Below are 14807 nucleotides of genomic sequence, written 5' to 3'. Positions count from 1 at the left end.
CTGTGATTGCTTTCATACCAATCATTCCTTTACTTTTTGATAGTTCTATTATATCAAAATTTCTAAATTTTGCATATTTGCTTTCCCTGACGGACAGTCATGTATAAACCACTTAGAAAATATGATTTATGGCTACACCTATACTAAATGAAGTACATTTTGAATTGGAGAAGTCTGTCCTTATTAAAAGACGATTTCCGCTTGGAAATCGTCTTTTTTGATATTCTCACAAATACGATATCTTGTGGTTGGTGTAAACTGGCATATAGCTCCCTTATTTTATTTATCAAAACCTTGTAAGTTTTTTTGGCGCTCTTCAGTTTGACCCTTGGCATCCAATTTATTACCATTGTAAACAGTGCTTTCCCATGATCCGTACATTGGGTTAGGGAAAATGATGAATTTCTCACCAAACTCTTTTTGTAATTCCTCTAATTTTTGGTCGCGCTCAGTTTCAGAGGTCTTTGAAAACTCTGCAAAGTCCACAAGATTGTCTCCTAGTAGCATGACTAAGTTGGTTTTTTCTTGGACTGCTTGTCTACGACCTTCTTTAGATTTGACGCCTTTTTCTAAGAACATGAGATGATCGCGGCTTTGTACAGGAATCCCTTCATTTTCTAGGTTTTTGATTGTATCATCTACCTGATCTATCGTGCGGTCAGATACATAGTAAATTTGGACACCGTTTTGGTCTGCAAATTGGAGGAAGTCTTTAGCACCTGGTACAGCCTTGGCTGCGGCTTTTTTTACCCAGACATCCCAGTTTTCTGGGGTAAATGCTGTTCCATCTTTGACATTTTGCGCTTGATAAGGGCTATTGTCTAATACTGTTTCGTCTAAGTCCAAAACGATAGAGTAGGGTTTATCTGTCTGTGTTTTTAGTAGTTCTTTCAAACGATCAGTAGCGACATTGTAACCTTGTAGATAGAGTGCCTTGGTCTCAGCTGCTTTTTGATACCAAAGAGTTGACATAGTATTTTCTCTTGAACGCAACTGATCATAGGTCATTGTAACCTGATTGTCAGATGTACTACTTTGTGTTGTCTGTGAATTTGCCGAATTTGTGCCACAGCCAGTCAGTAAAATGACGGAAGCAAGTGTAGAAGCAATTGTAATAGTAACTTTGGATATTTTCATAATCCCATCCTCCTAATAATAGTCTATTAATATTGTAGCGTTTTCATGGGATTTGTGCAAGGAAATATCGAGATAAAAGAAATTTTTCAGTAGTAATTTGGTATTAGGATAAAATTATGTACTTAATTTGGGAATGAAGATGGATATAAAAAAATTCAATCGGCTTGATAGAAAATCTATATCAGCTTCTTTTTGGAAAATAGATGAAAATAAAGTGAATCTTTGAAAGGCTAGTAACATCAAGCTTTTCAGGGATTTTTTCTTCATAGATATAAAAATTTCCAATTGAGTTGATAGTCAATATATATTGGGAAAAGGGGAAAAGGAGTGGTAAGATGGTTTCAATCCAAATGGAAGGAGAAAGGTATGGCAAGTAAAAGAGATCTAGTCTTTAGAGCGATTCGAGGCGATGAAGTGGAAAGAGTTCCTGTGGGATTTTGGTTTCATTTTGTAACACTCGAAGAAAAGGGGCAGGGATTAAACAATCCATGTATCTTTCAAAAGAGTGTTGATGGGCATCGCAACTATGTGGAAAGGATTCGCCCTGATTTTGTCAAAATTATGAGCGACGGTTTTTTCCTTTATCCAAGTAATGTCTGTAATCCTAAGATTGCAAGCATTCAGGAGCTGACTTCTATTGAGTCGATTGGTGAGGAACACCCATGGATTCAGCAACAGGTGGAAGTGGTACAAGCGATTCGAGAGACCTTTACCGAAGAGATTGCTTCTTTCTACAATATCTTTTCCCCTATCTCCTACTTCAAGCGCTGGTTCCGTACAGAAACCTCTCGAGGAGATAGGGAAGTGGCTGATCTATTGCTTGAAAATCCTGAGCAGTTCAGAGCGATTCTAGATGTGATTGCAGGAGATATTGCTATCCTAACTCAGAAAATCATCCAGCAAGGCGGTGTCGACGGGATTTACCTCAGCACCCAAGAAATTCAAGATGAGCGCATCACACCAACACTATATCAAACCTACATTGAACCGAGTAATATAGCGATTTTAGAGGCTGCCAATCAGGTTGGTGGGACCAATATCCTCCATATCTGTGGTTTTGAAGGTGCGAGCAATGATGTGACGATATTTAAGGACTATCCAGCTCAAGTGGTCAACTGGGCGACTCATCATGAGGATGTTAGTTTGATACAGGGTCAAGAGTTGTTTCCAGGTAAGGCCGTTTTAGGTGGATTTGAAAATGGCAAGAAAAGTTTGCTTTATCAAGGTACCAAGGTGGAATTGCAAAATGAAACAAGACGGTTACTGGATGAAGCGGGCAGTAAAGGCGTTCTTCTGGGAGCTGACTGTACTGTTCCAGATGACTTTGACTTAGAGAGGTTGGACTGGATTCGGCAGGCAGCTGTTCTCTAAAAGGGGGAGCTATGAAAAGTAAAAGATGGGGCATCTTCATTGCAGTTGTCGGTTTGCTGGCCTTGGTCGCCATAAGCGTCGTAAAAAATGGCCACTGCAAAAATGGAGAGAGATGTCATGGAGTTCAGAATTTTTCCAAGTCCAGTCTCCCCTTTCTACGCTCGAATGATATCGCAAGCAGTTTATTAGTTGAAAAAGTAAGAAATGGAGAATAAGAATGTCAGAAAAAAAAGAATGGGTTTTAAAAGCATTTAGAGGTGAAAAGGTTGATCGTGTGCCAGTTGGTTTTTGGCACCATTTCACATCCGAAGACGAATGGCTACACGGTTTCTCAAATCCAGCCATTATCGAGAAGAATATCGAGGGCCACAAGCGCTTTATCCGAGAAGTTCAGCCAGACTTTATCAAACTCATGAGTGATGGCTACTTTGCTTATCCAAATCCAGCGATTGCCAAAGGAAAATCACTTCAAGAATTGGCGACCATTCAACCACTCGGACCAGATCATGCTTGGATAAAAGAGCAGGTTGACTTGGTTAAGAAAATCAAGCAAGAGTTTACAGAAGATATCGTTGCGATTTACAATATTTTTGCTCCTGTGACCTATCTCAAGTGGCTACTGGGGGAAGTGTCTGGTGGGGATGACCTTATTGCAGATTTTTTGGTGGAAGATCCTGAAGCTCTGAAGAAGGTGTTGGATGTGATTGCAGAAGATATTGCTAGTCTCAGCCGAGCTGTCATCAAAAAGGCTGGTGCTGACGGAATCTACCTCAGCGTGCAAAGTATCCAAGATCAACGAGTGTCGGCAGCAGATTATCAAGCCGTCATTGCACCTAGCGAGATAACGGTTCTGGAAGCAGCTAGTGCTGTTGGTGGCGTCACTGTCCTTCATATCTGTGGCTACGAGGGAGCGCGAAATGATATTCACCTTTTTGCAGACTATCCAGCCCAAGTCTTTAACTGGGCTGTAGGACCAGAGGGAATCACTCTCAAGGAAGGTCGTGAGATTTTCAAGGGACGTACGGTTCTTGGAGGATTCGAAAATGGCAAGACAGGCTTGCTGTATACTGGTAGCAAGGATGCCATTCAGGCTGAGGCAAAGAAACTAGTTGCAGAAGCTGGGGAACAGGGCTTGGTACTTGGGGCAGATTGTACCATTCCAAGTGATAGCGCAGTTGAACGTATCCAGTGGGTGAGAGAAGCGCTTGAAAACTAAAGGAGAAAAAAATGAGTAAAAAAGCATGGATTATCGGTGGTGTAGCAGTTGTTGCAGTAATTGGGGCAACGATTATCGGGAGAAGTTTAGCTGGCGCTCCAGCCAAGGAGGGAGAAACGGCTTCGTCTGCTGAAGTCATAACCTTGAAGGTTGCCCATACACAAAACTATGTACCTTATGACTTTGTCAATGAAAAAGGGGAATCAGATGGTTATGAAGTAGCTGTTTTGAAGGCTGTTGATGAGAAGTTGGCAAACTATCAATTTGAATATACGGGTACCAGTGATGACGACCTCTTGATTGGTCTGGAATCAGGTAAGTATGACATCGGAACCAAGGGAGCTTGGTACACAGAAGAACGAGCTAAAAAGTTTGTCATTCCATCTGAACCAGTCGGAGCGAGCATCATCGGATTTACTGTCAGAAAAGAAGATGAACAGAAATACAAAACCATTGATGACTTTGCTAAGAATAAAGGGAAATTGGTTCCCATCTCTCCACAGAATGCTCAATGGAATGTTATCACTAGCTACAATGAAAAACATCAGGATGCACCGATTGAGCTAACAGCTGCTGAATCCTTTAAAGTGGCAGATGCCTATGCCTGGGTCTTAGAAGGACGTTATGACGCCTTCTTTGATATTAAACTGTCCTTTGAAAAAGCAGTTACCGCAGAAGATGGCCCTTACCACCAATATGCGGATAAACTCAGCTGGTTCCCATACAAGGGTATTCCAACTTATCCCTTGATTCACCGTGATGAAAAGGGTGAGAAATTCGCTAAAGAATATGAAAAAGCAATCAAAGAGTTGAAAGAAGATGGCACGCTTGCTAAGCTATCTCAGCAATACTTTAAAGAAGATGTCTTTAGTTACGTAGACAAAGACTAGACCAGAAATTACAAGACTAGAAAGGGTTTTGCATGGTTTCTTATGATTTTTCCAAGGTCTTTCAGTTTTTGCCGACCTTATGGAAGGCACTTCCTATGACCTTGTCCATTCTCTTTTTTACCACTCTTCTTGGTTCCCTTTTTGGAGGTCTCTTGGCCTGGGCACAAGTAGGAGATGACAAGAGTTTTGCAGCGATTTCCAAAAGCTATATCTTTACCCTTCGTTGTACACCGCCGATTGTCTTGCTTTTTCTAGTCTTTTATGGCTTGCCAGAATTTCTGAAATGGTGGCTTGGTTTGGACATCAACAACTGGTCTAAAACTATTTTTGTTCTCTTGACGATGATTCTCTTGTTTGCGGCTATTGTTGCCGAGGTTTTCAAGGCGGCCTATCAAGCTATTCCAAAGGGGCAGGCAGAGGCCGGGCTTAGTATTGGTTTGACTCCAAGTCAGACTTTTTGGAGAATCATTTTTCCCCAAGCTTTTCAAGTTGCTCTTCCCAATATAACGACCGCTATTCTCAATCTCATGCGGGATGCTGCCTTGGCCTATACGATTGGTTTCGTTGATGTTATGGGGGCAGGCAATCTCTTGATTAGTCGCAATTTAGGGAACTACTCTCTGGAAACCTATACGGCAGTTGCGCTTCTTTACTGGGGGATTGCCTTGGTTATTTCTAGCTTGAGTCGTTTGCTTGAGAAGTCTTTGGAAACAAAAGGGAGGTAAGAAATGGATATAGACTATATTGTAAAGACCTTTCTGGAGACCTTGAAGGGTGTGCCAATCACCTTGATTATCATGATTGTGGCTATGGTCTTAAGCTTTTTACCAGCTCTATTTTTAGCCTTAGGGCAGATCTATAAGGTTCGAGGTGTGAGGAGTTTTTCTCTAGTCTATCTGGCCTTTATCCGAGCGACTCCTCCGATTTTATTGATTCTCTTCTTTTATAGTTTGTTTCCAAGTTTGCTGAATCAATTTCTCAAAAGCATAGGAAGTGACTTTGATATTTTCAAGCTTGATCCTCTCTATTATGCCTTTGTCATTTATAGTTTGATGACAGTCGGGAGTTTGTCGGAGATTTTGCGTTCAGCTATCTTGACGGTGGACAAGGGACAACTAGAGGCAGCGCATGCGATTGGGCTGACTACAACCCAGGCCTATCTAAGGATTGTTTTTCCACAAGCCTTGCGCTCAGCCTTGCCTAACTTGGCCAATCTGGTGATCAATATCGTCAAAGGGACCTCCCTGGTCTTTGTCATGACCATCAAGGACATCACCGCTATTGCTCGTGTAGAAGCGTCCTACGGTTACCAGTATTTCGAGTCTTATTTTGTGATCTTTTTGCAGTATATTTTGATCTGTGGTTTGATTCAGTGGGGCTTCTCCCTACTGGAGAAAGGCTATGTGAAAAAAGAAAAGAGTGCAAAAGCATCTAGCGCGCGTTTTGTATAGGAGGACAGGATGTTACAAGTAGAACATATCGCAAAAACATTTGGTGAGAGGCAGGTCTTGGAGGATGTCAATCTCCAGGTCAACCAAGGGGATGTAGTCGTCATTTTAGGACCATCAGGTTCGGGGAAAACGACCTTTCTCCGTTGTCTCAACCACTTAGAAAAAGCTGACAGTGGCCGTTTGACCTTGGCAGGAAAAACTTATGACTTGGCCAAATTAAGCAAGAAAGACATTCTAGAAATTCGCCAAAAAACAGCCTTTGTTTTTCAACACTACAATCTTTTTGCAAATAAAACTGCTCTGGAAAATATTCTAGAAGGCCTAATCGTAGCTCGTAAAGTTTCCAAGGAAGAAGCACTCAAACGTGCAGAAGCTGCCTTGGAAAAAGTTGGTTTACTTGCCTATAAAGACTACTACCCTTCACAACTATCTGGAGGACAACAACAACGAATAGGAATTGCGCGTGCCATTGCCGTCAAGCCCGAGGTCATTTTGCTAGATGAACCAACATCGGCACTAGACCCTGAGTTGGTTGGAGATGTTTTGGATGTTCTGAAACAGTTGGCGGGAGAAGGTGTGACCATGGTGGTCGTCACGCATGAGATGGGATTTGCTAGAGATGTCGCAAACCACGTTATTTTCATGGATGGAGGCCGTATCGTAGAGGAGAACAATCCCCACGATTTCTTTAGTCGTCCACAAGAAGAACGAACCAAGCAGTTTCTGGCTCGTATCTTATCAGATGCCACCTATAGTGTAGAATATATGATTTGATAGATAAGTGTATCATAAAAACAACACCCCATGGCTAGAAGAGTCTTCTAATCATGGGGTGTTTTTCTATAGGAGGGCTAGGTTATATTCTTTGAAAATCTCTTTAAACCAGGTCAGCTTCGCCTTGCCGTACTTGAGTAAAGCCTGCGGCTAGCTACCTAGTTTACTCTTTGATTTTCATTGAGTGTTAGTTCTTTTTCTTGTTTTTTATCAACCATCCAAGTCCGAGAAGGGCAAGGATACTGAATCCAGCAAGGGCAAGGAGGGATTTGCTCTCAGTACCTGTGTTTGGAAGGACTTTCTGAGAAAGAGTCTCTGTAGCAGTTTCTTGAGAGTCAGGATTTGCTACTAGGTTTTGGGCTAGGTCTTGTTCTGATTCAACTTTCAAGCTAGAAAGATCAAATTCTGGTTTTTCTTCCACAGCTGGAGCGACGATGGCACCACCTTGAGACAAGCGGAGAACAACGGCAGTGAGAGCGTTTAATTTTAAGCCTTTTTCAGTCCATTCGAGACCTTGAGGTTTAGCGATTCCTACTGGTCCGGCTTGATTTTCATCTGCGAGGACTTCAGCCTTTCTCAAGTGAGCAAAGGCAGTTCCTAGAGTAAATTCACGAGCCTTATCATCCGCATTGACAAAGACTGCGTAGACATCGCCGTTTGGAGCAGTGATTTGGTAGCCGATGACTACATCTTCTTTTTCAACACCATTTTGGCCTGGGACAGTAATGAGTTGGACGCGCTCTTTGATATCTTGTAGACTCTTGAGTCGGAAAGCGTCCGTAGATTGACGAAGAGCGATTAATCCTTTCATGTAGTCACGGCTCTTGACATTTTCAGGATAAGCTTTGCTGTCGGTAGCCTTGGTCCAATCAAACTTGTTGACAGCATCACTAGAGTCGTAAGAGTCATGGATAAAGTAAGGATAGACAAATGGTTTGCCGTCCTTATCACGCAATAAGTGAGACTTGTTTGGAACTTTATCTTCAGGAACAGGAGTCTTATAGGCTGGATCAAGGAATTGTTTGGTACGTCCGTATTCTTGACCAGAGTGGATAAACGGAGTCCCTTGAGCAGTCAAGACCATGAGGTTTCCAAGTCGCAAACGGCGATGGATTTCAGCATAGTTCTCAGCCTTGCTTGGGTCTTTTTTGATAGACTGAGCAATAATATCAAAGAGTGTCAAGTTATCATGGGCTGCAATATACTGGATAACATCTCCAGGACTGTCTGCTTCAAAGTTAGTTGGTTGGGCAATGAGATTTTTAAAGATGGTATTGATATCGCGTTTGCCACCTGTGATAAAGGCAGGTTGACCTTCGTTTGGATAGCCAGACTTGAGGTTGTTGCGGATGTCGTCTGAAAAGACAGCGACAGTATCTGTTTTCTTCATCCAATCTTGGTCAGCAGGTTGTACAGGCGTATTTTCATCACCAGTATAGGTTCTCCAGCCTTCACCTAGCATGATAAGATTTGGATTGAGGGCGCGTGCAGCCTTGTAAGCTTCTTCGATTGAAGCCGCATCATGGTCACCCATCATATCAAAGCGGAAACCATCTACTTTGTAGGTTTCAACTAGATACTTGATGGAGTCTACCAAGACACGTTTAGACATGTAGTGGGTAGTTCCCAAACGGCCGCCTCCGAAGCTAGTACGTGGAGTTCCGTCTGCATCCATAAAGTGATAGTAGTTTGGCTCAATATCCTCAAAAATGTCAACCTTTGCAGTATGGTTGTAGACCACGTCCAGGATAGCACCCATGCCACGTTTGTGGATTTCGTTGATGAGGTTTTTGAATTCGGCGATTCGTTTTTCTGGATCCTTAGGATCGCTTGAGTACATACCAGTCAAGGAGAAGTAGTTTTGAGGGTCATATCCCCAGTTGTAGTTACTGTTGCTTGAAGCATAGGCAGACAAGCGTTCTTGGTTCTTCAATTCATTGACAAAGTAGTAAGACAAGACTGGAAGGAGTTGGATATGGGTCACACCCAAGTCTTTGAGATAGTCTAATTTTTCGATAAAGGCTTCAAAGGTACCAAATGGTTTGGTCAAGTCTTTTGCGATGGCAGGATCTGAGGTGAAGTCACGAACATGGGCTTCATAGATGACAGCATCTTCGCGCGATTTGAAGTTGCGAATCTTACCGTAGGTCAAGTCTTGCGGACCTAACTTCGCTGGATCGACGAAGGCAGCCTTAGCGACCTTATGAGCGGCATCTGTTTTTGCAAGGTCGCTGTTCCAGGCTGCTAGTGATTTGGCATAAGGATCAAGAACGAGGACAGTTTTACCTTGGCGCTCGATTTGGTAGTGGTAGTAATAGCCAGTGTAGTTGCTGATACCGAGACCAGAGTTTGCATCCAGAGTTTGTTTCCAGGTTCCTTTTTCTCCTTTTTCAAGGGCGACAGTTCCAACTACCTTTTCAGGGTCTTTCTTGTCATATACGACAACGGAAACCTTATCAGCACTTGGAGACCAGAGGGTGAGGTCAACACGCTTGCCATCTTCTTTTAGAGTTGCGCCGAGTGGACCATCGTAACTGTAGGACTCATCCTTGAGGCGCCAGCTTGAACGTGTGGTGAATCGGTCTGAATTGTAGCTGACAGTGTACGGGTGTTGGGTATCAGAGAAGTCGCCGATATAGGTCACTTTTTTACCTGCCTCATCCACTTCCACGTCTGTGATAGCTACTTTATTCCCTTGGTAATCAGTGATGCTGGAGTGTTTGAGGATATCGTCTTTCTTAGCTCCAACGAGGGTAGAAAAACTGCTTTCGATACGAGATTTAGCCACGTGTTGGGCACCAGTCATGCGGATATCGTGCACATAGTAGGGGTTAGTGTAGATGGTTTCGTCATCATCCTTGAGGAAAATCTGACTGTGATTTTTTAGATCAGTGAATTTATAATCTTCTTTTCTGATTTTCACATCATCACCTTTCTTGCTTTCGTCTAGTAATAAAAATCCAAATTCTCTTGCCGCTTCATTGAGTGGAATATCAATGTAGCGGCCATACTTTCCAGTTGCTGTAAAGTCAGTACCGTCAGGCCATTCTCCACTGCTTGGTTTTTTGACATCGCCCCAATACCAAAGAGATTTTTTGTCATAGTTGCCATCGGTGCGGTAGTAGTTGACACGGACAGTTCCTGCTGGTTGAGGTCGATAATTGTATACCTTGTAGTTTTCATCTAGCCAAGCCTCATTCATTTTTGGAGAGAGGCGCTCTACAGAACGGTCCCCTGTCAGGTTATCCCCCTTGGTATTGTTGATAAGGAAGCTGACTTTCTTGGCTTGCTCATTTTTGAGTTTGACATCTAGGTAATAGCCGTAGTCATCTTGCTTGGCATCCTTGAAGGACTTGGCTCCATTGGGCCAGTTTTCAGACGGCTTTTCAACATCATCCCAAGTCCAAAGACCTTGAGAATCTTTGTTTTCTTCAGGGAGTTTTTTTACATGGATGCGGAAGTGGTTGTCTGCGATTGGTTCTTCAGAAGATGTGTCTGCTTGTGGTTTTTGATCTGAAGTTGGTGTCGAAGTGCTGGCATCTACTTTCTCTTCCTTGCTGTTAGTCTGGCTTGTAGTAGCATCTTCTTTTTTAGGTGTTTCAGCTGCTAGAGGAGCGTCAGTTGATGGGGCTTCCTTTTTAGAATCAAGGGAAGCGTTTGCATTCTTTTGTTCAGAAATAGGCGTTTCTTTTTGAGTTTGACTCGTTTCAGTCTCAGTAGGGGCCTTGGTCACAGCGCTGGTATTTTCCTGAGTTTGAGGAAGGTTTTCGTTGGCCGAAATAGTTGGCATTGTAGCAGAAAGCAAGACAATGCTGGCACCAATAAGGACAGAACCAGTTCCGTTCTTCAAGGAACGGATACCATAAATCATTTTTTTCTCAGTTTGAGATGGGATCTTTTTCATCACAATTCTCCTTGTGTAGTTGTTCCTTATCAGTATAGCACGAGGTAAACATTAGTGCAAGCGTTTTCCTAATTTTTAAGAGAAAATATAATGCTTCATTCTCTTGAAATTTTAAAATAATATATAGGAAAAGATTGTTTAAAAAATAGTAAAAAAACCTTGAAAAATCTTGGTCAATAAGGTATAATAAGAATAATCATTTGTCGTAGGTTTTGTCTGAAATATTGTCCAGACAAGGCTCACAGCAGTTAAATCTTCTGAAAAAGTCAGATTTAGCTGCTCTTTTTGTGCTTTTTTTCAGGTTTTTGAGTGTTTGTAACAAAGATTTAAAGATTCTGAAAATTTATCAAAGGGACACGGTGATAGGGGTTTCTAAAACCATATGACGATTAGAAAAGCCTGATTGACAAGGCTTGGAATTTATTTACAAAGGAGAATCATCTTGGCAGGACATGACGTTCAATACGGGAAACATCGTACCCGTCGTAGTTTTTCAAGAATCAAAGAAGTTCTTGACTTACCAAATTTGATTGAAATTCAAACGGATTCATTCAAAGATTTCCTAGATCACGGTCTTAAGGAAGTATTTGAAGATGTATTGCCAATTTCAAACTTCACAGACACAATGGAGTTGGAATTTGTTGGCTATGAAATCAAGGAACCAAAATACACGCTCGAAGAAGCTCGTATCCACGATGCTAGCTACTCAGCACCAATTTTCGTAACCTTCCGCTTGATTAATAAAGAAACAGGCGAAATCAAGACTCAAGAAGTCTTCTTTGGTGATTTCCCAATCATGACCGAAATGGGTACTTTCATCATCAATGGTGGTGAACGTATTATCGTTTCTCAGTTGGTCCGCTCACCAGGGGTTTACTTTAATGACAAAGTAGACAAGAACGGTAAAGTGGGTTACGGTTCTACTGTTATCCCTAACCGTGGAGCTTGGTTGGAACTTGAAAGCGACTCAAAAGACATCGCTTATACTCGTATCGACCGTACTCGTAAGATTCCATTTACAACCTTGGTTCGTGCACTTGGTTTCTCAGGAGATGATGAAATCTTTGATATCTTTGGTGATAGCGAATTGGTTCGCAATACTGTTGAAAAAGATATCCACAAGAATCCAATGGACTCTCGTACAGACGAGGCCTTGAAAGAAATCTACGAACGCCTTCGTCCAGGTGAGCCTAAGACGGCTGAAAGCTCACGTAGCTTGCTTGTGGCTCGTTTCTTTGACCCACGCCGCTACGATTTGGCAGCAGTTGGTCGTTACAAGGTCAATAAAAAACTCAACGTTAAAACACGCTTGCTCAACCAAACCATTGCAGAGCCATTGGTAGATCCTGAAACGGGTGAAATCTTGGTAGAAGCTGGTACCGTTATGACTCGTAGCGTGATTGAAAGCATCGAGAGTCACTTGGATGGCGACTTGAACAAGATCGTTTACATTCCAAACGATGCAGCTGTTCTGACAGAACCAGTTGTGCTTCAAAAATTCAAGGTTGTTGCGCCAACGGACCCAGACCGTGTCGTAACTATCATCGGAAATGCCAATCCTGATGACAAGGTTCATGTTGTAACTCCTGCGGATATCCTTGCAGAGATGAGCTACTTCCTCAACTTGGCGGAAGGTATCGGTCGTGTGGATGATATTGACCACCTTGGAAACCGTCGTATCCGTGCAGTTGGTGAATTGCTTGCAAACCAAGTACGTCTTGGACTTTCTCGTATGGAACGTAATGTCCGTGAACGTATGTCTGTTCAGGACAATGAAGTTTTAACACCACAACAAATTATCAACATCCGCCCTGTGACAGCTGCGATCAAAGAATTCTTTGGTTCCTCACAATTGTCCCAGTTCATGGACCAACACAACCCACTTTCTGAGTTGTCTCACAAACGTCGTTTGTCAGCCTTAGGGCCTGGTGGTTTGACTCGTGACCGTGCTGGATATGAAGTACGTGACGTGCACTACACTCACTATGGTCGTATGTGTCCAATTGAAACACCTGAAGGACCTAACATCGGTTTGATCAATAACTTGTCATCATACGGACACTTGAACAAGTATGGATTTGTTCAAACACCATACCGTAAGGTTGACCGTGAAACTGGTGTAGTCACAAACGAAATCGTTTGGTTGACAGCCGATGAAGAAGATGAATTTACTGTAGCACAGGCTAATTCAAAATTGAACGAAGATGGTACTTTTGCTGAGAAAGTTGTCATGGGACGTCACCAAGGGGTCAACCAGGAGTATCCAGCAGAAGTGGTTGACTACATGGACGTTTCACCAAAACAGGTAGTTGCCGTTGCGACTGCATGTATTCCATTCTTGGAAAACGATGACTCCAACCGTGCCCTCATGGGTGCCAACATGCAACGTCAGGCTGTGCCATTGATTGATCCAAAAGCACCTTACGTTGGTACTGGTATGGAATACCAAGCAGCTCACGACTCTGGAGCTGCGGTTATTGCTCAGCATGACGGTAAAGTTACCTACGCAGATGCGGACAAGGTAGAAGTTCGCCGTGAAGATGGTTCCCTAGATGTTTATCATGTTCAAAAATTCCGTCGTTCAAATTCAGGTACTGCCTACAACCAACGTACCCTCGTTAAAGTTGGGGATGTCGTTGAAAAAGGCGATTTTATCGCTGACGGACCTTCTATGGAAAATGGAGAAATGGCACTTGGACAAAACCCAATCGTTGCCTACATGACTTGGGAAGGTTACAACTTCGAGGATGCCGTTATCATGAGCGAACGCTTGGTCAAAGACGATGTCTACACATCTGTCCACCTCGAAGAATACGAATCAGAAACACGTGATACAAAGCTTGGGCCTGAAGAAATTACTCGTGAAATTCCAAACGTTGGGGAAGATGCCCTTAAAAACCTTGACGAAATGGGAATTATCCGTATCGGTGCTGAGGTTAAAGAAGGCGATATCCTTGTCGGTAAAGTCACGCCTAAGGGTGAGAAAGACCTTTCAGCTGAAGAACGTCTCTTGCACGCTATCTTCGGAGACAAGTCTCGTGAAGTGCGTGACACTTCTCTTCGTGTACCTCACGGTGCTGATGGTGTCGTTCGTGATGTTAAGATCTTTACACGTGCAAATGGAGATGAGTTGCAATCAGGTGTTAACATGCTGGTTCGCGTCTACATCGCTCAAAAACGGAAGATCAAGGTCGGAGATAAGATGGCCGGACGTCACGGAAACAAAGGGGTTGTCTCTCGTATCGTTCCTGTAGAAGACATGCCTTACCTTCCAGACGGAACTCCAGTCGATATCATGTTGAACCCACTTGGGGTGCCATCACGTATGAATATCGGTCAGGTTATGGAACTCCACCTTGGTATGGCAGCTCGTACTCTTGGTATCCACATCGCAACACCAGTCTTTGACGGAGCAAGTTCTGAAGACCTTTGGGACACTGTTAAAGAAGCAGGTATGGATAGCGATGCTAAAACAATCCTTTACGATGGCCGTACTGGTGAGCCATTTGATAACCGTGTATCAGTTGGTGTCATGTACATGATCAAACTTCACCACATGGTTGATGATAAATTGCACGCGCGTTCAGTCGGACCTTACTCAACCGTTACTCAACAGCCACTTGGAGGTAAAGCTCAGTTTGGTGGACAACGTTTCGGTGAGATGGAGGTTTGGGCTCTTGAAGCCTACGGTGCGTCAAATGTTCTTCAAGAAATCTTGACTTACAAATCTGACGATATCAACGGCCGTTTGAGAGCTTATGAAGCTATTACAAAAGGAAAACCAATTCCAAAACCAGGTGTTCCAGAATCCTTCCGAGTTCTTGTGAAAGAATTGCAATCTCTTGGTCTTGACATGCGTGTCCTTGATGAAGATGATCAAGAGGTGGAACTTCGTGACTTGGATGAAGGAATGGACGAAGATGTCATCCACGTAGATGACCTTGAAAAAGCCCGCGAAAAAGCAGCCCGAGAGGCTAAAGCAGCCTTTGAAGCTGAAGAGGCTGAGAAAGCAACAAAAGCGGAAGCAACAGAAGAAACTGCTGAACAAGAATAAGCAGTTCACT

Annotated in this window: 10 protein-coding genes; 8 read left to right on the top strand and 2 right to left on the bottom strand. The window is 43.0% G+C overall.

Going from position 1 to position 14807, the window contains the following annotated elements:
* Positions 1–279 precede the first annotated feature (279 nt).
* Positions 280–1137, bottom strand: a complete 858-nt coding sequence (locus NMM25_RS07045; RefSeq protein WP_000703383.1) for a 5'-nucleotidase, lipoprotein e(P4) family — start codon at positions 1135–1137, stop codon at positions 280–282.
* A gap of 366 nt (positions 1138–1503) precedes the next feature.
* On the opposite strand from NMM25_RS07045, the gene NMM25_RS07040 reads away from it, so the two are divergent.
* The 7 genes from NMM25_RS07040 to NMM25_RS07010 are packed head-to-tail and all read left to right on the top strand — an operon-like array spanning position 1504 to position 6839.
* On the top strand, positions 1504–2508 hold the full coding sequence (locus NMM25_RS07040; RefSeq protein ID WP_254736387.1) for a uroporphyrinogen decarboxylase family protein: 1005 nt from the start codon (positions 1504–1506) through the stop codon (positions 2506–2508).
* Between the two features lie 11 nt (positions 2509–2519).
* Positions 2520–2723, top strand: coding sequence for a hypothetical protein (locus NMM25_RS07035; protein ID WP_254736386.1), 204 nt, complete (start codon positions 2520–2522; stop codon positions 2721–2723).
* Between the two features lie 2 nt (positions 2724–2725).
* Entirely contained in the window at positions 2726–3724 is a 999-nt protein-coding gene (locus tag NMM25_RS07030) for a uroporphyrinogen decarboxylase family protein (protein ID WP_254736385.1), read from the top strand.
* Between the two features lie 11 nt (positions 3725–3735).
* A complete protein-coding gene (locus NMM25_RS07025) occupies positions 3736–4614 on the top strand; it encodes a transporter substrate-binding domain-containing protein (RefSeq protein ID WP_049520823.1) in 879 nt (292 codons plus the stop codon).
* A 32-nt stretch (positions 4615–4646) separates the two neighbouring features.
* Complete coding sequence (locus NMM25_RS07020) at positions 4647–5339, top strand: amino acid ABC transporter permease (RefSeq protein ID WP_254736384.1); 693 nt, start codon at positions 4647–4649, stop codon at positions 5337–5339.
* A gap of 3 nt (positions 5340–5342) precedes the next feature.
* Complete coding sequence (locus NMM25_RS07015) at positions 5343–6065, top strand: amino acid ABC transporter permease (protein WP_057488794.1); 723 nt, start codon at positions 5343–5345, stop codon at positions 6063–6065.
* Between the two features lie 9 nt (positions 6066–6074).
* Positions 6075–6839 carry an amino acid ABC transporter ATP-binding protein gene (locus NMM25_RS07010; protein WP_254736383.1) on the top strand — a complete coding sequence of 255 codons (765 nt, stop codon included), beginning with the start codon at positions 6075–6077 and terminating at the stop codon, positions 6837–6839.
* A 187-nt stretch (positions 6840–7026) separates the two neighbouring features.
* Here NMM25_RS07010 and NMM25_RS07005 read toward each other — a convergent pair whose 3' ends face one another.
* Entirely contained in the window at positions 7027–10743 is a 3717-nt protein-coding gene (locus tag NMM25_RS07005) for a pullulanase (RefSeq protein ID WP_254736382.1), read from the bottom strand.
* Positions 10744–11185: 442 nt separating this feature from the next.
* Between NMM25_RS07005 and rpoB the strand changes: the two genes are divergently transcribed.
* Complete coding sequence (gene rpoB, locus NMM25_RS07000) at positions 11186–14797, top strand: DNA-directed RNA polymerase subunit beta (RefSeq protein WP_254736381.1); 3612 nt, start codon at positions 11186–11188, stop codon at positions 14795–14797.
* Positions 14798–14807: the final 10 nt, after the last annotated feature.

The sequence above is a fragment of the Streptococcus sp. CF10-1 genome (assembly GCF_024295825.1).
Lineage (GTDB): Bacteria > Bacillota > Bacilli > Lactobacillales > Streptococcaceae > Streptococcus.
This window is presented reverse-complemented; position numbering and strand designations above follow the sequence as displayed.

Bases quoted from the DNA above. Each gene is read 5' to 3' on its own strand.
- NMM25_RS07045 (WP_000703383.1), bottom strand. From the start codon at position 1,137: ATGAAAATATCCAAAGTTACTATTACAATTGCTTCTACACTTGCTTCC.
- NMM25_RS07040 (WP_254736387.1), top strand. From the start codon at position 1,504: ATGGCAAGTAAAAGAGATCTAGTCTTTAGAGCGATTCGAGGCGATGAA.
- NMM25_RS07035 (WP_254736386.1), top strand. From the start codon at position 2,520: ATGAAAAGTAAAAGATGGGGCATCTTCATTGCAGTTGTCGGTTTGCTG.
- NMM25_RS07030 (WP_254736385.1), top strand. From the start codon at position 2,726: ATGTCAGAAAAAAAAGAATGGGTTTTAAAAGCATTTAGAGGTGAAAAG.
- NMM25_RS07025 (WP_049520823.1), top strand. From the start codon at position 3,736: ATGAGTAAAAAAGCATGGATTATCGGTGGTGTAGCAGTTGTTGCAGTA.
- NMM25_RS07020 (WP_254736384.1), top strand. From the start codon at position 4,647: ATGGTTTCTTATGATTTTTCCAAGGTCTTTCAGTTTTTGCCGACCTTA.
- NMM25_RS07015 (WP_057488794.1), top strand. From the start codon at position 5,343: ATGGATATAGACTATATTGTAAAGACCTTTCTGGAGACCTTGAAGGGT.
- NMM25_RS07010 (WP_254736383.1), top strand. From the start codon at position 6,075: ATGTTACAAGTAGAACATATCGCAAAAACATTTGGTGAGAGGCAGGTC.
- NMM25_RS07005 (WP_254736382.1), bottom strand. From the start codon at position 10,743: ATGAAAAAGATCCCATCTCAAACTGAGAAAAAAATGATTTATGGTATC.